Origin of the sequence: Brevundimonas sp. SGAir0440, from assembly GCF_005484585.1 — a bacterium.
GTDB lineage: Bacteria > Pseudomonadota > Alphaproteobacteria > Caulobacterales > Caulobacteraceae > Brevundimonas.
The window spans coordinates 2,123,177-2,141,850 of sequence record NZ_CP039435.1; the positions used below are offsets into that span (position 1 = coordinate 2,123,177).

Below are 18,674 nucleotides of genomic sequence, written 5' to 3' on the forward strand. Positions count from 1 at the left end.
CATCCGGCCTGTTATTCGGCTTGGCGTCACGGCTGATTAAGGCGCGGGCGGCATGATCGGGCGAGACATCGCTGCGAGATCCGCCATGCGCCCGCCCCTTCTGATCGCCTTGATCGCCTGCCTGGCCTCGCCCACTGTGGTGGCGGCTCAGTCTGCGCCAGAGCGCGATTTCTGCGCCGATCGCCCCGGCAAGGGCACGCCGACCTGCATCCTCGACAAGGGCCGCTGGCAGGTCGAACTCGGCCTGTTCGACGGCGCGCGTCAGACGGACGACGCCACACGGACCGACACCTGGGACGCCGGCGATCTCTTCGTGCGCTATGGCCTGACGGGCCTGACCGAGCTTCAACTCGGGCTCACGACCTGGAATCGCGAACGGATCCTCGACCGCGCGACCGGCGACCGTGAGGTGGCTGAGGGCGTCGGCGATCTCAGTATCGGCCTGCGCCACTCGCTGAAGAACCCTGACGGCTCGGGCCTGTCCGTCGCGATTTCCGGTTTCGTCACCGCGCCGACGGGTGCGCGCGATATTCGCGCCGACGGTTTCGAGGGCGGCGTCATCTTGCCGGTCTCCATCCCGCTGAACGACGACTGGAGCCTGAGTCTGTCGCCCGAGATCGACTGGGTCTCGGATGCGGACGGCGACGGCCGCCACGGCGCCTATACGATGGTCGCCGGCGTCGGACGCGGCTTCGGCCAATGGGATCTGGGCGCGGAGGTCTGGATCAGCCGCGACGATGATCCCGTCGCGCCGACCACGCCGTCCACCTTCGACCTGACCGCCGTCTGGTCGCCCCCGGACCTGCCCGACGCCCAGCTGGACTTCGGCCTCAACTTCGGCCTGAACGACGACAGCCCAGATGTGGAGTTTGGCGTCGGTCTCGCACGGCGGTTCTAACGCGCCGTTGTGGACCCGACGTGTCGCTGCGACAAACGGCCATGACCGATGCGACCGACATCCCGGGCGGCGTGGTTCACGACCTGCCTGACGACCTGCGCGAGACTTTGGTCGCCGCGCCCGACGCCCTGGCGACCTGGCGCGACATCACGCCCCTGGCCCGCAACGAATGGATCTGCTGGATCGAGTCCGCCAAGAAGGCGGACACCCGGCGCAAACGGCTGGATTGGGGCCGGGCGAGCTTGACCGACGGCAAGCGCCGCCCCTGCTGCTGGCCCGGCTGCCCCCACCGTTAGGCGATCAAGCCGGTTCGGCCACGGCCTCTTTCGCCGGCTCGGTGCGGATCATGTAGTCGAAGGCCGACAGACCCGCCTTGGACCCCTCGCCCATGGCGATGACGATCTGCTTGTAGGGCACGGTCGTCGCGTCGCCCGCCGCAAAGACGCCCGGCTGCGAGGTCTCGCCGCGGTGATCCACCTCGATCTCGCCGCGCGGGGTCAGGCCCACCGCGCCGTGCAGCCATTCGGTGTTCGGCACCAGACCGATCTGCACGAAGATGCCTTCCAGATCGACGTCGTGATGGGCGTCAGAGTTGCGGTCCTTGTAGGACAGCCCTGTCACCTTCTCGCCGTCGCCATGCACCTGGGTCGTCAGGGCCGAGGTCACGATCCGCACGTTCGGCAGGGTCGCCAGCTTGCGCTGCAGCACCGCATCGGCCCGCAGCTCGCTGTCGTATTCGATCAGGGTCACATGGGCGACGATGCCCGCCAGGTCGATCGCCGCCTCGACGCCCGAGTTGCCGCCGCCGATCACCGCCACCCGCTTGCCCTTGAACAGCGGTCCGTCGCAGTGCGGGCAATAGGCCACGCCCTTGTTTTTGTACTGCTCTTCGCCCGGCACGTTCATCTGGCGCCAGCGCGCGCCGGTCGACAGGATGATGGTGCGCGATTTCAGCGATGCGCCGTTCTCCAGCACCACCTCGTGTAGGCCGCCTGGAACCTTGGCCGGGATCAGCTTGGCCGCCTTCTGCAGGTTCATCAGGTCCACGTCATACTCGCGGACGTGCTGCTCCAGATGGGCCGCCAGCTTGGGTCCCTCGGTGTAGGGGACCGAGACGAAGTTCTCGATCGCCATCGTGTCCAGCACCTGACCGCCGAAGCGTTCGGCGACCACGCCCGTGCGAATGCCCTTGCGCGCCGTATAGATCGCCGCCGCCGCCCCGGCCGGCCCGCCGCCGACCACCAGAACCTCGAACGGATCCTTCGACTTCAGACGCTCGGCCGCGCGGGCTTCGGAGCCGGAATCCAGCTTGGCGACGATCTGCTCCAGCTCCATCCGGCCCTGACCGAACAGTTCGCCGTTCAGGAAGACCGTCGGCACGGCCATGATCTTGCGTTCTTCGACCTCGTCCTTGAACAGGCCGCCTTCGATGGCGACGTGTTTGATGCGCGGATTGATCACGCTCATCAGGTTCAGCGCCTGCACCACGTCCGGGCAGTTCTGGCACGACAGCGAGAAATAGGTCTCGAACACATAGTCGCCGTCCAGGTCCCTGACCTGCTGGATCACCTCCTGCGCCGCCTTGGACGGATGGCCGCCAACGTGCAGCAGGGCCAGCACCAGCGAGGTGAACTCGTGGCCCAGCGGAATGCCCGCGAATCGCACGCCGATGTCCGTGCCCTTCCTGCGGATCAGGAAGCTGGGCTGGCGTTCGTCATCATAGTCGCGGCCCATCTCCACCTTGCCGTGCGAGACCGAGACGATCTCCTCCAGCAGAGTTTTCAGCTCGATCGACTTGGGCCCCGCACCCAGCGAGGCGACCAGTTCGACGGGATGGACGATGTTCTTGAGGTAGGCTTCGAGCTGGGATTTCAGGTTGGCGTCTAGCATCGGATGCTCCTCGAAATTCAATAGGTTGAGCGCCGCCCTCAAGCCGCTTCAGGCGAGGACAGGACGCAAAAAGGCCGCGGGGCTGGAAACGCTACGCACCCCGCGGCCTCTGCGAACGCCCGAACGGATCGGGCGTCCAGGCCGGCGACATCGAAACGCCGCCGGCCGAACTTGGGGTCTTAGATCTTGCCGACGAGGTCGAGCGACGGGGCCAGGGTGGCTTCGCCTTCTTCCCACTTGGCCGGGCAGACTTCGCCCGGGTGCGAGCGCACATACTGGGCGGCCTTGACCTTGCGCAGCAGTTCGGCGGCGTTGCGGCCGATGCCTTCCGACGTCGTCTCGGTGAACTGGATCACGCCGTCCGGATCGACCAGGAAGGTCGCGCGGTCGGCCAGGCCCACGCCCGGACGCATGGCGTCGAAGTTGTTGGTCACCAGGCCCGACGGATCGCCCAGCATCGTGTATTCGATCTTGCCGATCGCCGGCGACGAGTCGTGCCAGGCCTTGTGCGAGAAGTGGGTGTCGGTCGACACCGAATAGATCTCGACGCCCAGCTTCTGGAACTCGGCGTAGTGGTCAGCCAGGTCTTCCAGTTCGGTCGGGCACACGAAGGTGAAGTCGGCCGGATAAAAGAAGAAGATCGCCCACTTGCCCGCGACGTCGGCGTCCGTGACCGTCAGGAATTTGCCGCCCTTATAGGCTTCGGCCGTAAAGGGTTTGATGGTCGTGTTGATGAGAGCCATGCGCAAAATCCAATGCAAGGTGGTTGGGAGGCGCTCTCCCTACCGCACCGCACCAAATAAGCCCAATCACTTATTTGCAGATGCGCAATAGATTTTGGTTATAGCTATTAATAGAGCAGGAACGGCCTTCGCGCCTCTTCCCACGCCGCTTCGTCAGGCTGCGTCGCCGCATCCAGATCGCCTGGCCTCGCCGCCGCGTCGTCCACCCATTCCCGCAGGCCCGGTCCGCCGTTGATCACGTCGATGGGCAGTTTGCCGAACGCATATTCGTACGGAAAATCCCGCCACAGATCGTAGTCGGGATACAGCCGTCGGATCGCCTTGAACCCCAGGGCCTGCACCCGCCACGGCTTGAAGGCGGCATGGTCGTAGTCGGGGTGATCGACATGGATCTGCACCCCGCTGCACAGCTTTCCGACGTGCTTGTGGAAGGTCGGCTCGAACCACATGTCGCGCAAGATGCAGCCGCCCAGCCATTCCGGCGCCAGCGCCTGCATTTCCGCGATCACCGCCCGCGCGTCGATATCCGGCGCCCCGAACAGCTCCAGCGGCCGTGTCGTCCCCCGCCCTTCCGACAGGGTCGCGCCTTCCAGCATCACCGTGCCCGCATAGGCGCGCGCCATCGACAGGTTCGGCGCATTGGGGCTGGGATTGATCCATGACCGGTCCAGCAGCGGCCAGCCGAAGCCCGGACCAGCCTCGGGCACCCAGCCCTGCATCTCCACCACCCGGTAATCCACATCCAGCTTGAACTGGTCGATGAACCACAGGCCCAGTTCGCCCATGGTCATGCCATGGCGCATCGGCATCGGCCCGGCCCCGACGAAACTTTCCCAGCCGGGCTTCAGCGTCATCCCCTCGACCGGCCGTCCCGCCGGATTGGGCCGGTCCAGCACCCAGACCGACCTGCCGTGTTTCGCCGCCGCCTCCAGCACGTACAGAAGCGTCGTCACATAGGTGTAGATGCGGCAGCCCAGGTCCTGAAGGTCGACCAGCAGCACGTCAAACTCGGCCATCCATTCGTCGCGCGGGCGCCGCACCTCGCCGTACAGGCTGAAGACCGGGAAGCCGTGCACCGGATCGCGATAATCCGGGCTTTCCATCATATTGTCTTGCAGATCGCCCTTCATCCCGTGCTGCGGGCCAAAGGCGGCGGTCAGCCGGATCTCGGGACACTCGGCCAGGGCGTCGACCGCATGGGTCAAATCCTTCGTCACCGACGCCGGATGCGCCAGCAAGGCCACGCGCCGTCCCTTTAGCTGCGCCCTCAGGGCGTCGTCGGACAAAAGGCGGTCGAGGCCGAAGTTCATGTCAGGTCCAGCGCGAACGAGTCGGGATGATGAAAGTCCGGCTTATCCGAAGGATGCGCCAGCGCCCAATAGCCGATCGCCCCGTCCACGCCCCGGATCACCGCCGCCAAGCCCGCCGCCCCGGCCGCATCCTCCGGCAAGGTCACGTCCGCCGTCAGCACGAGTTGTCCGGGCGCCGACCGCGTCACGATGAAGGGCGCGAGCATCTCCAGATCCCGCATCCCCTCGCGATAGCCGTCGAACCGATAGGCCGCCCACGCCCCCGACGGCGACAGATTGTACTCGACATAGCCGCCCGCCTCGTTGCGAACGAACGCCTCGAAACAGGTCGCCTGCCACAACCCGTCCGTCCGCACCCGCGCCGCAGCCTCCGGCCGCCACACTCCTTCCACCGGTCCGGCCAGCACATACTCCAAGCTCAGCACCCGCCCGGCGCGCCGCGCCTGGACCTCCAGCGTCAGCCCCGCAGGGCTGGATGTCGGATGCGGGATCAGAGGTAGGCGCATGGCGCCTTCGTATCGCAGGCTGACGGCGGGTCAAAGCCGCCGCCAGATCAACCCTTGCGCCCGCCTGCGCACCATGGAAGCATCACAATATGCCCAAGCGCTCACCCTACGGTCCGCAGATGACCTTTCCTGAAAAGCGCCAGATGCTGAAGGATCGCTTCCACCTATTGGTCGGACCGCTCGTTCTCTGTTTGGCCGTCAGTGGCGCGTCGGCCGAACCCTCTTCCGTCTTCCTGGCGTGGACTGTGGGCATCGCTCTGGTCGCGCTGATCCTCAACCGGCTGATTCCTTGAAGATGAAATCGCCGGAGTAAAGTTCGCCAGCCATCGTATCTGCGCGAAATATCGGCTGTGTTTACAGCGGCCTGATGCGCAGCAGTGTCGTCGCAGCCATCGCATCTCGAAACGGCTCTATGGGCGCGCCATGCCCAAAGCCGCCTCGCCTGAATTGCACATCTTGCGTTTTGCACGCGTTTTCGCGTTGCAACGCATTTTCGCGCCGACCGAGATTAGACGAATTAGACACTTTAGACGGTGTTTTTCATCCGCACCGTCTGAACAGCCGACGCCGCCTCGACTAGGGGAAGACGACCCTCGTCATCCCTGCTAACCCAGCCTCACCATGATCGAACACGTCTTCAAATCCGACTTCCTGCGCACGCTTCAGGCGCGCGGCTACATCCATCAGATCACCCACCCCGTCGAATTAGACGAGGCGGCGGCTGCGGGCGTGGTGCCGGGCTATATCGGCTTCGACGCCACTGCGCCGTCACTGCACGTCGGCAGCCTGATTCAGATCATGATGTTGCGCCGGCTTCAGCAAGCGGGCGGCAAGCCCATCGTCCTGATGGGTGGCGGCACGACCAAGGTCGGCGACCCCACCGGCAAGGATACGTCGCGTCCGCAACTGACCGAAGAGACGATTCAGTCCAACATCGACACCATCAAGACGGTCTTCGCCAAGTTCCTGACGTTCGGCGACGGACTGACCGATGCGGTCATGGTCAACAATGACGACTGGCTGTCCGGCTATGGCTACATCCAGTTTCTGAGGGATTTCGGCACCCACTTCACCGTGAACCGGATGCTGGCCTTCGACTCGGTCAAGCTGCGTCTGGAGCGTGAGCAGCCCATGACCTTCCTTGAGTTCAACTACATGCTGATGCAGTCGGTGGACTTCCTGGAGCTCAACCGCAGCCACAAGGTCACCCTGCAAATGGGCGGCTCGGACCAGTGGGGCAACATCACTTCGGGCGTGGATCTGGTGCGCCGCGTGGATCAGAAGGCCGCCTTCGGCCTGACCACGCCACTGCTGACCACGGCGTCGGGCGGCAAGATGGGCAAGACCGCTCAGGGCGCCGTCTGGCTGAACGCAGAACAACTCAGCCCCTACGACTACTGGCAGTTCTGGCGTAACGCTGAGGACGCCGACGTCGGCCGCTTCATGCGCCTGTTCACGGACCTGAGCCTGGAACAGATCGCGGAATACGAAGCGCTGGAAGGCGCGGCGATCAACGACGCCAAGAAGGCCCTCGCCGATGCGGCGACCACCCTGCTGCACGGCGCGGACGAGGCCGCAAAGGCGCGCGCCGCCGCCGAAAGCAACTTCGAAAAAGGACAGTTGTCCGCCGACCTGCCGACCATTGAACTGCCGTCGGCCGAGGTCTACGGCGCCATGATCGCCGCTGTCGTCACCAAGGCTGGCCTGACGGCCTCCAACGGCGAGGCCCGTCGCCTGGCCCAGGGCGGCGGTCTGCGCCTGAACGACGCCGCTGTGTCCGACGGCGCCCAACTGCTCACCGAAGCCGACCTCAAGGACGGCGTCATCAAACTGGCGGCCGGCAAGAAAAAGATCGTTCTGGTGAGGCCCGTCTAACTCTCTCAATTCCGACAGATTTCCTACTTCCGCTCATCCCCGCGAAAGCGGGGACCCAGATAGGTGTCAAAGCTTGGCCTTCTTCACCTACATCGTCGCAAGCCGCCGAAATGGAACGCTCTATACAGGATCGACCGATGACCTGATCCAGCGTGTCGCGCAGCACAGGAATAAGACCTTCGCCGGCTTTACCGCCAAGTATGACGTGGATCTGCTGGACTGGTTCGAAGTCCACGAAACGCGTGAGGCCGCATTCCGTCGGGAACGGCAGATCAAGAAATGGAACCGAGACTGGAAGCTTCAGATGATCGAAAAGGAAAATCCGAACTGGCTCGATCTGTATGATGACTTTCGCCTTGGCGGCCTGAAGGACGCCAAGGACTGGGTCCCCGCCTTCGCGGGGATGAGCGGAATGAGTGAGACGCCCAATGATCAATGAAGGCCAACCCGCGCCCACCCTCGACCTGCCCACGGACGGCGGCGGCCGCGTCACCCTCGCCGCCCACAAGGGCAAGCCCGCCGTCGTCTATTTCTATCCCAAGGACGACACGACCGGCTGCACGCGCGAGGCGCAGGACTTCACCGCCCTGGCGCCCGACTTCGCCGCTCTGGGCGTGCCGGTCATCGGCGTGTCCAAGGACACAGTGAAGAAGCACGACAGGTTCAAGGCCAAATACGATCTCGCCGTCACCCTCGCCTCCGACGAGGACGGCGCCGCCTGCGAGGCCTGGGGCGTCTGGGTGCAGAAAAAGCTCTATGGCCGCGAATACATGGGCATCGAGCGGGCCACCTTCCTGATCGACGCCGAGGGCCGCGTCGCCAAGGCCTGGCGCAATGTGAAGGTCGCCGACCACGCCGCCGCCGTGCTGGAGGCCGCCAGGGCCCTGTGATCAGCGAGCGCCGTTCGGAAGCGATGCTTGACCTTGGCCCCTCCTCCACGGCCTAGTGGGCGTCGGGGCTAATAGGGGCTTGGCCGGCCTTGGCTGGCAGATGCGGAGCGCACCATGTTCACCAAGAGCAAATCCTACGACAGCGGATCGAACGGCCTGGGCATCCCCCCGGCGCCCGAACCGACCACGCCCACGCCGACGGCTGCGAGCACGCCGTCCCTGCCGGCCACGACGCAAGCGCCGCGCGCGCCTGAACCAGCCCGTCCGGCGGCCCGGTCCAGCAATCTGTCGACCCTGTCGGCCGGCGTGAAATACGAAGGCAACATCTCCGGCGCCGGCGAACTTCAGGTCGACGGGTCGCTGAAGGGCGACGTCCGCGTCTCGCGCGTCGTGATCGGCGAAGGCGGCTCGGTTGAGGGCACGGTCCATGCCGACGTGCTTGACGTGCGCGGCCGCGTCTCCGGCGCCATCGTCGCCAAACAGGTCAAGCTTCACGCCACCGCCCGCGTCGAGGGCGACATCACGCAGGAACAGCTCGCCATCGACCAGGGCGCCTGGTTCCAGGGCCGCTGCAACCAGGCCAAGCGCGACACCCCCGGCGCCGCCATGCTGGAAGCCCCCGCGCCGAAGGCCGACAAGGCGGACAAGACCGCCGCCTGACCACATCGAATGGGAACGGCCGCAAGGCCGGAAAGCCTAAAACAAAAAGGGCGGCTCGTCGGAGCCGCCCTTTTCCGTCAGTCCACGCTCGATCCTCGGGTCTCGCCGACCCGCTGGGCCAGGGCCGCGCCCATGAAGGCGTCCAGGTCGCCGTCCAGCACCCCCTGGGTATCCGAGGTCTCAACCTCGGTCCGCAGGTCCTTCACCATCTGATAGGGCTGCAGGACATAGGAGCGGATCTGGTGACCCCACCCGATGTCGGTCTTGGCGTCGGCCAGCGCCTGAGCCGCCGCCTCACGCTTCTGCAGTTCCAGCTCGTATAGGCGCGCGCGGAGCATCTTCCAGGCCATCTCGCGGTTCTGGTGCTGCGACCGGCCGGCCTGGCAGGCCACGACGGTGTTGGTCGGGGTGTGCGTCAGGCGCACAGCCGAGTCGGTCTTGTTGATGTGCTGACCGCCCGCGCCCGACGCACGATAGGTGTCGGTGCGAACGTCCGAAGGGTTGATGTCGATCTCGATCGCGTCGTCCACGACCGGCGACACCCCGATGGAGGCGAAGCTGGTGTGGCGCTTGGCCGCCGCGTCATAGGGGCTGATGCGGACCAGGCGGTGCACGCCCGATTCCGACTTCAGCCAGCCATAGGCGTTGGGCCCTTCGATCAGGATGGTGGCCGACTTGACCCCCGCCTGTTCGCCCTCTTCGTGCGCCTCGATGGTGACCTCATAGCCGTGCGCCTTGGCCCAGCGGGAGTACATGCGCAGCAGCATGCCGGCCCAGTCGTTCGACTCGGTGCCGCCGGCGCCGGAGTTCACTTCCAGATAGGCGTCATTGCCGTCGGCCTCGCCGGACAACAGGGCCTCCAGCTCGGCGCGCGCGGCGCGTTCCTTGATGCCGCGCAGCGACGCGCGAGCGTCTTCCAGCGCGCCCTCGTCGCCTTCCTCGTCCGCCATCTCGGCCAGCATCACCCCGTCTTCGAGGTCCTGCTCCATCGCCTTGACGGTGTTGATCTTGACTTCCAGCTGCGAGCGTTCGCGGCTGACGGCCTGGGCCTCGTCGGGCTTGTCCCACAGCGTCGGATCCTCGACCCGCGCATTCAGCTCGTCGAGCTTTCTTAGAGCGACATCCCAGTCAAAGACGCCTCCTGAGCAGAGCGACGCTCTGCTCGATGTCGGCCTTCATGGCCTCGACATCCGGTCTCATCGCAATCTCCGCGACACAACGCCCTCAGGTAGCGCGGCCCACAGGCTGCGCGATAGGGCAGAATTTATGGAAAACGGCGCGCCACGAGGACGCGCCGTTCGAAAGGCCTACCTAGAGCCTCAGTACAATCCGCTCAAGTCCTCGGCCGGCGCCTTCTTGGGCGGCGGCGGCGCGGTGGGCGCGGGCGACGAGGCGGGCGCGCCGCTTGCGGCCTCCTGCTCGCGGCGGATGACGTCGTAGTAGTTCTGCGGTCCGACGGGCTGGGCCGGGCCGGTCGGGCGCGGCGGCGGGGCCTGGCGCTCGGTGCCGGGGCGGAAGGCCTCCTCGATCCCGTTGACAGTGCGGAAGATGGCGTTCTTGGGCCGCACGAACGGGCGAGCCGGCCTTTCCTTCAACGCCGTCTGCATGAACTCCGTGAAGACCGGCACGGCGGCCGAGGCGCCGGCTTCACCGGATCCCAGCGAGCGATTGTCGTCGAAGCCGATGAAGACGCCGACCACGATGTCGGTGGTGAAGCCCACGAACCAGGCCGAGCGATATTCGTTTGTCGTGCCGGTCTTGCCTGCGACCCAGGGGCCGAGGCCGCGCGCGCTGGCGGCGGTGCCGCGTTGAACCACGCCTTCCAGCATGGAGCTCATCTGATAGGCGGTGATCGGGTCGATGACCTGGGTTCCGCGCTGCTGCAGGCGCGGCGACTCCTGGCCCGAGAAGCCTCGTCCGCATTCGCGGCAGCTGCGGTTGTCGGCGCGGAAGATGGTCTCGCCATCGCGGTCCTGAACATAGTCGATCAGGTAAGGCGTCACCCGCCGCCCGCCGTTGGCGAAGGCGGAATAGGCGGCCGTGATCTCAAGCGGCGTGACCTCGCCGGCGCCAAGCGACACCGACAGGTTCGGCGTCATGCCCGGCAGACCCATCCTGGCCGACTGATCGACGATCTTCTTCATCCCGACTGACTGGGCCAGCCGCACCGTCATGACGTTGCGCGACAGCTCCAGCCCGCGACGCAGCGTCTGAGGGCCATAGTATTGACGGCTGTAATTCTCGGGCGTCCAGCGCGTGCCGTTGGGACCGCCGGCGAAGCTGATCGGCGCATCCAGGACGATCGAGGCGGGGGTGAAGTCGCCCTCCAGCGCCGTCGCATAGACGAAGGGTTTGAAGGCGGAACCCGGTTGGCGCCGGGCCTGGGTCGCCCGGTTGAAGCTGGACAGCGCATAGGAGTAGCCGCCGACCATCGCCAGCACGCGGCCGGACTGCGGCTCGATGGCGACCAGCGCCCCGTTGACGCGCGGCACCTGCTTCAGAGCGAACTGGCCGCCCTGCGGCTCCACGAAGATCAGTTCGCCGCGTTTCAGCTGACGATTGGCGTTGGCCCAGGCCGCGTCCGACGCCAGCAGCGTGCCGGACTTGTCGTCACGGGCGGTGCGGATGCGGACCGTGTTGCCGCTGACGCTTTCGATGGCGGCGGCCTGCCAGCTGCGGCGCTCGGGCGGCGCCTGTTCCTTCAGTGCGACCGCCTGCCAGCCGTCGGCGAAGTCGGTCGTGCCCCACCCCCCGCGCCAGCCATGACGACGGTCGTAGTTCTCAAGTCCCTGCATCAGGGCCCGGCGCGCCGCCGTCTGCAGCGTCGGGTCCAGGGTGGTGCGCATATAGAAGCCGCCGGCGCGCAGCTGCTCGCCGAACTGCGGGTTGGCGGCGGCCTGGCGCCGCGCCTCCTCGACGAAGAAGTCGGCGTCCTTGTAATCCGACCGTTGCGGCGCATCGCGCGTGACCAGAGGCTTGGCGCGGGCCTGGACCAGTTGCTCAGGCGTCAGCCACCCGCTCTGCTCCATCTCGCCCAGCACCCAGTCCCGACGGCCCTTGGCCGCGCCGGGGTGACGCTTGGGATGGTAGTTGTTCGGTCCCTTGGGCAGGGACGCCAGGAAGGCGGCTTCGTCTGGCGTCAGCTGCGCCAGCGACTTGCCGAAATAGTTGTAGGCCGCCGACGCTATGCCGAACGAGCGATAGCCCAGGAAGATCTCGTTCAGATACAGCTCGAGGATCTGCTCCTTGGATAGGGTCGCCTCCAGGCGATTGGCCAGGATGGCTTCCTTAAGCTTGCGGTTCAGGCTGGATTCGTTGGTCAGCAGGACATTCTTGGCCACCTGCTGGGTGATGGTCGAACCGCCTTCCAATCGACGTCCCGACGCCAGATTGAAGACGTTCTTCAGCGACGCGCGGCCGATGCCGCCCACGTCGATGCCGCCATGCTGGAAGAAGTTGCGATCTTCGGCTGCCAGGAAGGCGTGGATCACCGGCTGGGGAATCTGGTCGTAGGAGACATAAATCCGGCGCTCGTCCGAAAACTCGCCGATCAGGGTGCCGTCGCCGGCATAGACGCGCGTCGCGGTCGGCGGGCGATAGTCCGCCAGTTCCGACGCATCCGGCAGGTCGTGGAACAGCCACGCGGCATAGACGGCGACGACCAACCCCGCCAGGGCGATGCCGCCCAGCAGAACCATGCCCGCCCACACGAACCAGCGTTCGGCAATCTTCACTGCGTACTCCGACGACGCGCCCCGAAAGGGTGCTTTAGCCCGCGTCGCCGGTCGATGGCTATAGCCGCGATGCAACGGCCCCTTCCCGTCCGCCGTTAAGCTCCCATCTCAAGCATCCCAACCCAAGGAGCCTGCCATGGAAGTTCTATATCGCGCCCAGTCGACGGCATCGGGCGGAGGCCGCGAAGACGGTCGTTCGGCCACCGACGACGGCAAGATCGACGTCAAACTGTCCACGCCGACCGAGATGGGCGGCAAGGGCGGCGACGGCACCAACCCCGAGCAGCTGTTCGCCACCGGATACGCCGCCTGCTACCTCGGCGCGCTGCGTCTGGTCAGCAGCAAGGCCGGCACGCCCGTCAGCCCCGACACCAAGGTCACCGCCGGCGTCGGCTTCGGCAAGAACACCAAGGGTGAAGGCTTCAACCTGGATGTCGATCTGACCGTGACCGACCACGGCCTGGACCAGGCCGTTATCGACGACCTGATCGAGAAGGCGCACCAGGTTTGCCCCTACTCCAACGCCACCCGCAACAACGTCGATGTTCGCCTGAGCGCGAAATAACCGTCGGCGAGGGCCGCGCGCGTGTTGAGCCGCGCGCGCGGCGCCTCTAGATGAGGTCCATGACCTCCCCGCTCGACGCCTCCCCCGATCCCCTGCTGACGCTCGAACCGCATCGCCGCGTGACCCTGCGCGAAGCCTTCGGCGTGGACAGCGACATGACCGTCCCCGCCTTCGACGAGCGCGACAGCCATGTGCCCGAGATCGACGAGGCCTATCGCTTCGATCCCCAGACGACAATCGCCATCTGCGCCGGCTTCGCCTTCGACCGCCGCGTCATGGTCCAGGGCTATCACGGCACCGGCAAATCGACCCACATCGAGCAGGTCGCCGCCCGCCTGAACTGGCCGCTGGTGCGCGTGAACCTGGACAGCCACGTCAGCCGAATCGACCTGATCGGCAAGGACGCGATCGTCCTGAAAGACAGCAAGCAGATCACCGAATTCCGCGAGGGCATCCTGCCCTGGTCGCTGCAACGCCCCATCGCCCTGGTCTTCGACGAATACGACGCCGGCCGGCCCGACGTGATGTTCGTGATCCAGCGCGTGCTGGAGGCCCAGGGTCGCCTGACCCTGCTGGACCAGAACCGCGTCATCCGCCCGAACCGCTATTTCCGTTTGTTCGCCACGACCAACACCATCGGCCTGGGCGACACCACGGGCCTGTATCATGGCGCGCAACAGATCAATCAGGCCCAGCTGGACCGCTGGAACATCGTCACCACGCTGAACTATCTGGATCACGACGTGGAAGCCGAGATCGTCGCCGCCAAGGTGCCCGAGTGGAAGGACGCCGAGGGCCGCCGCCGGATCGCCGCCATGGTCCGCGTCGCCGACATGACCCGCAACGCTTTTATGAACGGCGACATCTCGACCGTCATGTCGCCCCGCACGGTCATTACCTGGGCCCAGAACGCCCAGATCTTTAACGACGACCTGGGCCTCAGCTTCCGCCTGACCTTCCTGAACAAGTGCGACGAGCTGGAGCGCCCGACCATCGCCGAGTTCTACCAGCGCGCCTTCGGCGAAGACCTGCCCGAGGCGGCGACGCGGGTGAAGGTGGGGTAAGGGGTCAGCCCCGCGCTTCTTCCCCGCCGATGAAGGCGCCGGCGATCCAGCTGACGACGCCGGTGACGATGGCGGCGCCGATGCCGGCCCACAGGCCGTCGACCCGGAAACCGCTCAGGAAGACCGACGTCAGCCCGATCATGGCGGCGTTCACCACCAGCAGGAACAGGCCCAGCGTCACGACCGTGATCGGGAAGGTCAGCACGACCAGGATCGGCCTTACGAAGGCGTTGACCAGGCCCAGAATGATGGCCGCCGCGATCAGCGACCCGGTGCTGGTGAAATCGACGCCTGGCACGACTTGGGCGGACAGCCACAGCCCCGCCATAGTGACCAGCGCCTGGATGATGAAACGGATCATGACGGCCCTCGTTATCTTCAAGCGTGACCATAATGCATGATATGGACGAAGGCTCCCCCTTCACGAACGGCGCTGCTATCCAAGGTCCGAACCGCACGGAGATCGCCCATGAGCCTGCACGGCGCCTATGACACCGACAACATCTTCGCCAAGATCCTGCGCGGCGAGATTCCGTCGGTGAAGGTGTGGGAGGACGACCACGTCCTGGCCTTCATGGACGTGTTTCCCCAGTCGGAAGGCCACGTCCTGATCATCGCCAAACAATCCCAGGCGCGTAATCTGCTGGAGATCGAGCCCGAGGTGCTGGCCCGCATGACCGCCGCCCTGCAACGCACGGCCAAGGCGGTCGAGAAGGCGCTGAAGCCCGAAGGCCTGTCGATCCTGCAGTTCAATGGCGAGGCGGGCGGCCAAACGGTCTTCCATCTGCATTTCCACATCGTGCCGCGTTGGGCCGATCGCGAGATGAAGGGTCACGGCCATGCGCCGATGGCGGATACGGCGACCTTGCGGGCGCTGGCCGACCGGATCGCGGCCGAACTGGACTAGGTGACGCGGCGCTTTTCCAGCTTTCGCGCCAGGGTGCGGCGGTGCATGCCCAACCGCCGCGCCGCCTCCGAGATGTTGAAATCGGTCTCCACCAGCGTCTCGTGGATCCGCTCCCATTCCAGCGTCTTGATCGATGTGGGGCGCGTGCCCAGCGGCGTCTCGGCGTCGCCGTCGGCCCGGCCGAAGGCGGCTTCGATGTCATCGGTGCTGGCGGGCTTGGCCAGATAATGCCGGGCGCCCAGCTTGATCGCCTCGACCGCCGTGGCGATGCTGGCGAAGCCGGTCAGGACGACGATGTTCATCTCGGGGTCGAAGGCGTGAAGAGCCTCGACGCAGGTCAGGCCGGAATGCCCGCCCAGCTTCAGATCGACGACCGCATAGCCGGGGCGATGCGTCTTCAGCACCTCGGTCATCTGGTCGGGACTGGCGGCGCTGACGACCGTGTAGCCACGCCGTTCGAACGAGCGTCGCAGTGTGGTCGAGAACGACTCGTCGTCCTCGACGATCAGCAGCAATCTGGCGTCATCGGTCATGCGCGATCTCGTCCGTCGGAGCCAAGGCCGAAAGCGGCAGGGTCAGACGCACTTCTGCGCCGCCCGCCGGGGGATTGGAGGCTTCTACCCGACCGCCCAGCGACCGGATCACATTCATGAGCAGAAAGAGGCCGAGACCCGCGCCGGGCCTGGGCTTGGTGGAGTTGTAGGGCTTGCCCCAGGCCTGAAGGATCGCCGGCGGAAAGCCCGGTCCGTCGTCGCGGACCGCAATGCCCAAATCCTCGTCCGTACGTGTCGTGGTCACGGTGATGCGGCTCGCTCCGGCCTCGACCGCATTGTCGAACAGCACGCCCAGCACCTGACGCAGGGCCGGGTCGGCGATGATCGACGGGTTCTGGGCCAGTTCGTCGCGGATCTGCACCGCCACCCCGTCGCCGTTCCAACTGGCCACCACATCGGCGACAAAGGCCCGCAGGGTCGTGCGCTCGGGCGCCTGCCCCCTCGCCTCGCCGGCCGACATCAGGATGCCGGTGACGATCGCCTTGCAGCGTTCGACCTCGGCCCGCATCACCGTCATGTCCTGGGCCAGGTCGGCGTCCTGGGTCAGGGCCGGCATCCGCTTCCAGTCACTGAGGATCACAGACAGCGAAGCCAGCGGCGTTCCCAACTCGTGCGCCGCGCCCGACGCCAGCAGGCCCATGCGGACGATATGATCATGCTCGGCCGTCTGCTGGCGCAGGGCGGCCATGGAGGCGTCGCGCTCGCGCAGGTTCTGGCTGATCCGGGTGACGAACAGCACCAGCAGCACGGCCATCAGCACGAAACAGATCAGACTGCCCTGAAGATAAAGGCTGAGCAGCGAATCCTCGCGCGCCGGCGGCAGATTCAGCGGGCGGGAATGCAGGCCCAGCCCCGCGAAACACAGGCTGGTGATGGCGATCAGCGCCCAAGCATAGACCGGCGCCAGCAGCACGGCCCCCAAGACGACTTGCAGCAGATACAGCGCCACGAACGGATTGGCCGCGCCCCCGGTCAGGAACAGCAGCCAGGTCAGGGCCGCTACATCCGCCAACAGGGCGATCATCAGCGCCTGATCCTCGACCTCCTGCGTGCGCACGGTCAAAGGCGCGCTGACCAGATTGACCAATACCAGACCCGCCGGGGCCGCCAGCAGCCAAAGCACCGGCAGCGGGATCCGCATCACGTACTGAACCAGCAGGATCGTCGCCACCTGTCCGGCGACCGCCAGCCACCGCAGCTGGATCAGCAGCAGCATGTTGCGGCGGTTGGCGCCGCCGTGGGTCGCGACCCCGCCTCTGAGCCCCAGGCCCAGCAGTCTTTGCAAAGTTGTTGTCGTCACGACCTGTTGCGCCTGCCGTCGCGCAAGAACAGCCAAAGACCGACCAGGGTCAGCAGCGCCATGCCGAACCAGGTCAGGGCATAGATCAGATGGCTGTTGGCGAACCGGATCACCGTCAGTCCTCCGCGCGGCCATCCGCCTGGGTTCGGACTGGCGTCCGCATCAATGAAGTAGGGCGCGACGGTCGTCAGGCCGCGCCGCGCAGCGATCGCCGCGACGTCGCGGGACCGCCAGCGATCACCGGCGGGATCATTGGCGCGCAGGAAGCCGCCCTTCGGCTCGGTGATCCGGAGCAGGCCCGTCACCGTGTGCGGCCCCTCGACCTGACCATCGGCGCGGACGACCGGATCGCGTCGGCCTGACGGCACGAAACCGCGATTGATCAGGACGGTGAAGCCCCGGTCATCGACCAGAGGCGTCATGACCCAGAAGCCGCCGCCAGCGTCGGTCACCGCCTGAACCAGGGTTTCCTTGTCGTGCAGGAATCGACCGCGAACCGTGACGCGGCGGTACTGGTCCTTGTCGCGCGTCACGCCGGCCCATTGTGTCGGGCCAGGTGCCGGAACGGCGGCCGCATGAACGCGGGCATCGACCTGGGCGATCAGATGGGTCTTCCAGGCCAGGCGCTGAACCTGCCACCCGCCCAGCGCCAGAAAGCCGACGAACAAGGCCAGGCCCGCGACCACGACCGCCGTGCGGAAGGATCGCGAGCGTCTGGCCTTGCCGCCGGCCGGGGCTGAGGACGGGTCCGTGATCTCGACCTCAGCCGCCCATCTGCGCCATGTCGTGCGTCATGGGCATCATGTTGGTGTTCAGGTGGTACATGACCCACAGCGAACCCGACAGGGCGATGACCACCACGATGATGGTGAAGATCAGCGCCAGCATGATCCAGCCGCCCTCGGACTTGGAGTTCATGTGCAGGAAGAAGATCATGTGGACCACGATCTGCACCACGGCGAAGCCCATGACGATCAGGGCCGTCGCCTGGGTCGGCAGGACGCCGGTCATGACCAGGGCGAACGGGATGGCCGTCAGGATCACCGACAGCACGAAGCCGATCATATAGCTCTTGAAGGAGCCGTGATTGTGCCCCTCGTGACCCAGGTGGTCGGTCTCGTGAGACTCAGGGCTGTGGTCGTTCTTGTCGGCGCTCATCGCAGCATGCCCAGCAGATAGACGAAGGTGAAGACGCCGATCCAGATGACGTCCAGGAAGTGCCAGAACATCGACAGGCACATCAGGCGGCGTTTGTTTGCGGGGATCAGGCCCTTCATGCTGACCTGAACCATCAGCGTCACCAGCCAGATGATGCCGAAGGTGACGTGCAGGCCGTGGGTGCCCACCAGGGTGAAAAAGGCCGACAGGAAGGCGCTGCGTTGCGGCGTCGCGCCCTCATGGATCAGGTGCGCGAACTCGTAGAGTTCGATCCCCAAGAAGGCCAGGCCGAACAGGCCGGTGATCGCCAGCCAGACCAGCGTCTGACGCTGGTTGTTCCGATCCATCGCCAGCATGGCGAAGCCATAGGTGATCGACGAGAACAGCAGCATGGCGGTGTTGATCGCCACCAGCTTCAGGTCGAACAACTGCTGCGGCCCCGGCCCGGCGGCGTAGTTGCCGCCCAGGACGCCGAACACGGCGAACAGCATCGCAAAGATGAGGCAGTCGCTCATCAGATAGAGCCAGAAGCCCAGCATGGTGCTGGAGCCTTCCTCGTGGTGCGGCTCCTCTTCCAGGTGGAAGACGGTCCGGTCGATCTCGGTCGCAGTCGCGCTCAT

General features: G+C 65.8%; 22 protein-coding genes. 10 read left to right on the forward strand and 12 right to left on the reverse strand.

All coding sequences use genetic code 11. The features are described 5' to 3' along the window. Positions 1-85 precede the first annotated feature (85 nt). Positions 86-898 (forward strand): transporter, encoded by an 813-nt coding sequence (locus E7T10_RS10510; protein WP_168189927.1) that lies wholly within the window; start codon positions 86-88, stop codon positions 896-898. Between the two features lie 41 nt (positions 899-939). Continuing rightward, complete coding sequence (locus E7T10_RS10515) at positions 940-1,194, forward strand: YdeI/OmpD-associated family protein (protein ID WP_137721748.1); 255 nt, start codon at positions 940-942, stop codon at positions 1,192-1,194. A gap of 4 nt (positions 1,195-1,198) precedes the next feature. Here E7T10_RS10515 and ahpF read toward each other — a convergent pair whose 3' ends face one another. The 4 genes from ahpF to E7T10_RS10535 all read right to left on the reverse strand — a co-directional run bounded on the left by ahpF (position 1,199) and on the right by E7T10_RS10535 (position 5,347). Beyond that, the gene (ahpF, locus tag E7T10_RS10520; protein WP_137721749.1) at positions 1,199-2,788 is read right to left on the reverse strand and encodes an alkyl hydroperoxide reductase subunit F; all 1,590 of its coding nucleotides are present in this window, start codon (positions 2,786-2,788) and stop codon (positions 1,199-1,201) included. Positions 2,789-2,967: 179 nt separating this feature from the next. Beyond that, entirely contained in the window at positions 2,968-3,531 is a 564-nt protein-coding gene (ahpC, locus tag E7T10_RS10525; RefSeq protein WP_017504020.1) for an alkyl hydroperoxide reductase subunit C, read from the reverse strand. 107 nt (positions 3,532-3,638) lie between these two features. Next, a complete protein-coding gene (locus E7T10_RS10530; RefSeq protein ID WP_137721750.1) occupies positions 3,639-4,841 on the reverse strand; it encodes an exo-beta-N-acetylmuramidase NamZ domain-containing protein in 1,203 nt (400 codons plus the stop codon). Next, positions 4,838-5,347, reverse strand: coding sequence for a DOMON-like domain-containing protein (locus E7T10_RS10535; protein WP_137721751.1), 510 nt, complete (start codon positions 5,345-5,347; stop codon positions 4,838-4,840). The genes E7T10_RS10530 and E7T10_RS10535 overlap by 4 nt, the downstream gene beginning before the upstream one ends. A gap of 119 nt (positions 5,348-5,466) precedes the next feature. Here E7T10_RS10535 and E7T10_RS15755 point away from each other — a divergent pair, with 119 nt between their 5' ends. From E7T10_RS15755 to E7T10_RS10555, 5 genes are all read left to right on the forward strand, one after another. Beyond that, positions 5,467-5,640: a hypothetical protein gene (locus E7T10_RS15755; RefSeq protein WP_168189928.1), complete on the forward strand. Its 174-nt coding sequence runs from the start codon at positions 5,467-5,469 to the stop codon at positions 5,638-5,640. 328 nt (positions 5,641-5,968) lie between these two features. After that, positions 5,969-7,222 (forward strand): tyrosine--tRNA ligase, encoded by a 1,254-nt coding sequence (tyrS, locus tag E7T10_RS10540; protein ID WP_137721752.1) that lies wholly within the window; start codon positions 5,969-5,971, stop codon positions 7,220-7,222. A gap of 73 nt (positions 7,223-7,295) precedes the next feature. Then, positions 7,296-7,661, forward strand: a complete 366-nt coding sequence (locus E7T10_RS10545; protein WP_137721753.1) for a GIY-YIG nuclease family protein — start codon at positions 7,296-7,298, stop codon at positions 7,659-7,661. Next, complete coding sequence (locus E7T10_RS10550) at positions 7,651-8,112, forward strand: peroxiredoxin (RefSeq protein ID WP_137721754.1); 462 nt, start codon at positions 7,651-7,653, stop codon at positions 8,110-8,112. The genes E7T10_RS10545 and E7T10_RS10550 overlap by 11 nt, the downstream gene beginning before the upstream one ends. Before the next feature lie 114 nt (positions 8,113-8,226). Next, the gene (locus E7T10_RS10555) at positions 8,227-8,772 is read left to right on the forward strand and encodes a polymer-forming cytoskeletal protein (protein ID WP_137721755.1); all 546 of its coding nucleotides are present in this window, start codon (positions 8,227-8,229) and stop codon (positions 8,770-8,772) included. 77 nt (positions 8,773-8,849) lie between these two features. Here the strand turns inward: E7T10_RS10555 and prfB are convergent. Then, positions 8,850-9,972 (reverse strand): peptide chain release factor 2 gene (gene prfB, locus E7T10_RS10560; RefSeq protein ID WP_137721756.1). Its coding sequence is split into 2 segments (ribosomal slippage): positions 8,850-9,902 and positions 9,904-9,972, totalling 1,122 coding nucleotides; the frame shifts between segments, so codons are not numbered across the junction. Positions 9,973-10,091: 119 nt separating this feature from the next. Further along, a complete protein-coding gene (locus tag E7T10_RS10565; protein WP_137721757.1) occupies positions 10,092-12,506 on the reverse strand; it encodes a penicillin-binding protein 1A in 2,415 nt (804 codons plus the stop codon). 136 nt (positions 12,507-12,642) lie between these two features. Here E7T10_RS10565 and E7T10_RS10570 point away from each other — a divergent pair, with 136 nt between their 5' ends. Together E7T10_RS10570 and cobS are read left to right on the forward strand one after the other, a co-directional pair. Beyond that, complete coding sequence (locus E7T10_RS10570; protein WP_112862127.1) at positions 12,643-13,071, forward strand: organic hydroperoxide resistance protein; 429 nt, start codon at positions 12,643-12,645, stop codon at positions 13,069-13,071. Positions 13,072-13,130: 59 nt separating this feature from the next. Next, the gene (gene cobS / locus E7T10_RS10575; protein ID WP_017504030.1) at positions 13,131-14,135 is read left to right on the forward strand and encodes a cobaltochelatase subunit CobS; all 1,005 of its coding nucleotides are present in this window, start codon (positions 13,131-13,133) and stop codon (positions 14,133-14,135) included. A gap of 4 nt (positions 14,136-14,139) precedes the next feature. On the opposite strand, the gene E7T10_RS10580 is transcribed toward cobS, so the two are convergent. Beyond that, entirely contained in the window at positions 14,140-14,496 is a 357-nt protein-coding gene (locus tag E7T10_RS10580; protein ID WP_137721758.1) for a phage holin family protein, read from the reverse strand. A gap of 108 nt (positions 14,497-14,604) precedes the next feature. Between E7T10_RS10580 and E7T10_RS10585 the strand changes: the two genes are divergently transcribed. After that, positions 14,605-15,042 (forward strand): HIT family protein, encoded by a 438-nt coding sequence (locus E7T10_RS10585; RefSeq protein ID WP_137721759.1) that lies wholly within the window; start codon positions 14,605-14,607, stop codon positions 15,040-15,042. Here E7T10_RS10585 and E7T10_RS10590 read toward each other — a convergent pair. From E7T10_RS10590 to cyoC, 5 genes are all read right to left on the reverse strand, one after another. Further along, the gene (locus E7T10_RS10590; RefSeq protein ID WP_091746448.1) at positions 15,039-15,575 is read right to left on the reverse strand and encodes a response regulator transcription factor; all 537 of its coding nucleotides are present in this window, start codon (positions 15,573-15,575) and stop codon (positions 15,039-15,041) included. The two genes, E7T10_RS10585 and E7T10_RS10590, sit on opposite strands and share 4 nt — an antisense overlap. Next, a complete protein-coding gene (locus tag E7T10_RS10595) occupies positions 15,565-16,896 on the reverse strand; it encodes an ATP-binding protein (protein ID WP_137721760.1) in 1,332 nt (443 codons plus the stop codon). The genes E7T10_RS10590 and E7T10_RS10595 overlap by 11 nt, the downstream gene beginning before the upstream one ends. Continuing rightward, a complete protein-coding gene (locus E7T10_RS10600; protein WP_137721761.1) occupies positions 16,893-17,582 on the reverse strand; it encodes an SURF1 family protein in 690 nt (229 codons plus the stop codon). Before E7T10_RS10600 ends, E7T10_RS10595 begins: the two co-directional genes overlap by 4 nt. 76 nt (positions 17,583-17,658) lie before the next feature. Next, entirely contained in the window at positions 17,659-18,054 is a 396-nt protein-coding gene (gene cyoD / locus E7T10_RS10605) for a cytochrome o ubiquinol oxidase subunit IV (RefSeq protein ID WP_045811653.1), read from the reverse strand. After that, positions 18,051-18,674 (reverse strand): cytochrome o ubiquinol oxidase subunit III, encoded by a 624-nt coding sequence (cyoC, locus tag E7T10_RS10610; protein WP_137721762.1) that lies wholly within the window; start codon positions 18,672-18,674, stop codon positions 18,051-18,053. The genes cyoD and cyoC overlap by 4 nt, the downstream gene beginning before the upstream one ends.

What these genes read in the sequence shown, in the direction of transcription:
- E7T10_RS10510 (WP_168189927.1), top strand. Translation starts at nt 86, where the DNA reads ATGCGCCCGCCCCTTCTGATCGCCTTGATCGCCTGCCTGGCCTCGCCC.
- E7T10_RS10515 (WP_137721748.1), top strand. Translation starts at nt 940, where the DNA reads ATGACCGATGCGACCGACATCCCGGGCGGCGTGGTTCACGACCTGCCT.
- ahpF (WP_137721749.1), bottom strand. Translation starts at nt 2,788, where the DNA reads ATGCTAGACGCCAACCTGAAATCCCAGCTCGAAGCCTACCTCAAGAAC.
- ahpC (WP_017504020.1), bottom strand. Translation starts at nt 3,531, where the DNA reads ATGGCTCTCATCAACACGACCATCAAACCCTTTACGGCCGAAGCCTAT.
- E7T10_RS10530 (WP_137721750.1), bottom strand. Translation starts at nt 4,841, where the DNA reads ATGAACTTCGGCCTCGACCGCCTTTTGTCCGACGACGCCCTGAGGGCG.
- E7T10_RS10535 (WP_137721751.1), bottom strand. Translation starts at nt 5,347, where the DNA reads ATGCGCCTACCTCTGATCCCGCATCCGACATCCAGCCCTGCGGGGCTG.
- E7T10_RS15755 (WP_168189928.1), top strand. Translation starts at nt 5,467, where the DNA reads ATGACCTTTCCTGAAAAGCGCCAGATGCTGAAGGATCGCTTCCACCTA.
- tyrS (WP_137721752.1), top strand. Translation starts at nt 5,969, where the DNA reads ATGATCGAACACGTCTTCAAATCCGACTTCCTGCGCACGCTTCAGGCG.
- E7T10_RS10550 (WP_137721754.1), top strand. Translation starts at nt 7,651, where the DNA reads ATGATCAATGAAGGCCAACCCGCGCCCACCCTCGACCTGCCCACGGAC.
- E7T10_RS10555 (WP_137721755.1), top strand. Translation starts at nt 8,227, where the DNA reads ATGTTCACCAAGAGCAAATCCTACGACAGCGGATCGAACGGCCTGGGC.
- E7T10_RS10570 (WP_112862127.1), top strand. Translation starts at nt 12,643, where the DNA reads ATGGAAGTTCTATATCGCGCCCAGTCGACGGCATCGGGCGGAGGCCGC.
- cobS (WP_017504030.1), top strand. Translation starts at nt 13,131, where the DNA reads ATGACCTCCCCGCTCGACGCCTCCCCCGATCCCCTGCTGACGCTCGAA.
- E7T10_RS10580 (WP_137721758.1), bottom strand. Translation starts at nt 14,496, where the DNA reads ATGATCCGTTTCATCATCCAGGCGCTGGTCACTATGGCGGGGCTGTGG.
- E7T10_RS10585 (WP_137721759.1), top strand. Translation starts at nt 14,605, where the DNA reads ATGAGCCTGCACGGCGCCTATGACACCGACAACATCTTCGCCAAGATC.
- E7T10_RS10590 (WP_091746448.1), bottom strand. Translation starts at nt 15,575, where the DNA reads ATGACCGATGACGCCAGATTGCTGCTGATCGTCGAGGACGACGAGTCG.
- cyoD (WP_045811653.1), bottom strand. Translation starts at nt 18,054, where the DNA reads ATGAGCGCCGACAAGAACGACCACAGCCCTGAGTCTCACGAGACCGAC.
- cyoC (WP_137721762.1), bottom strand. Translation starts at nt 18,674, where the DNA reads ATGAGCGCGACTGCGACCGAGATCGACCGGACCGTCTTCCACCTGGAA.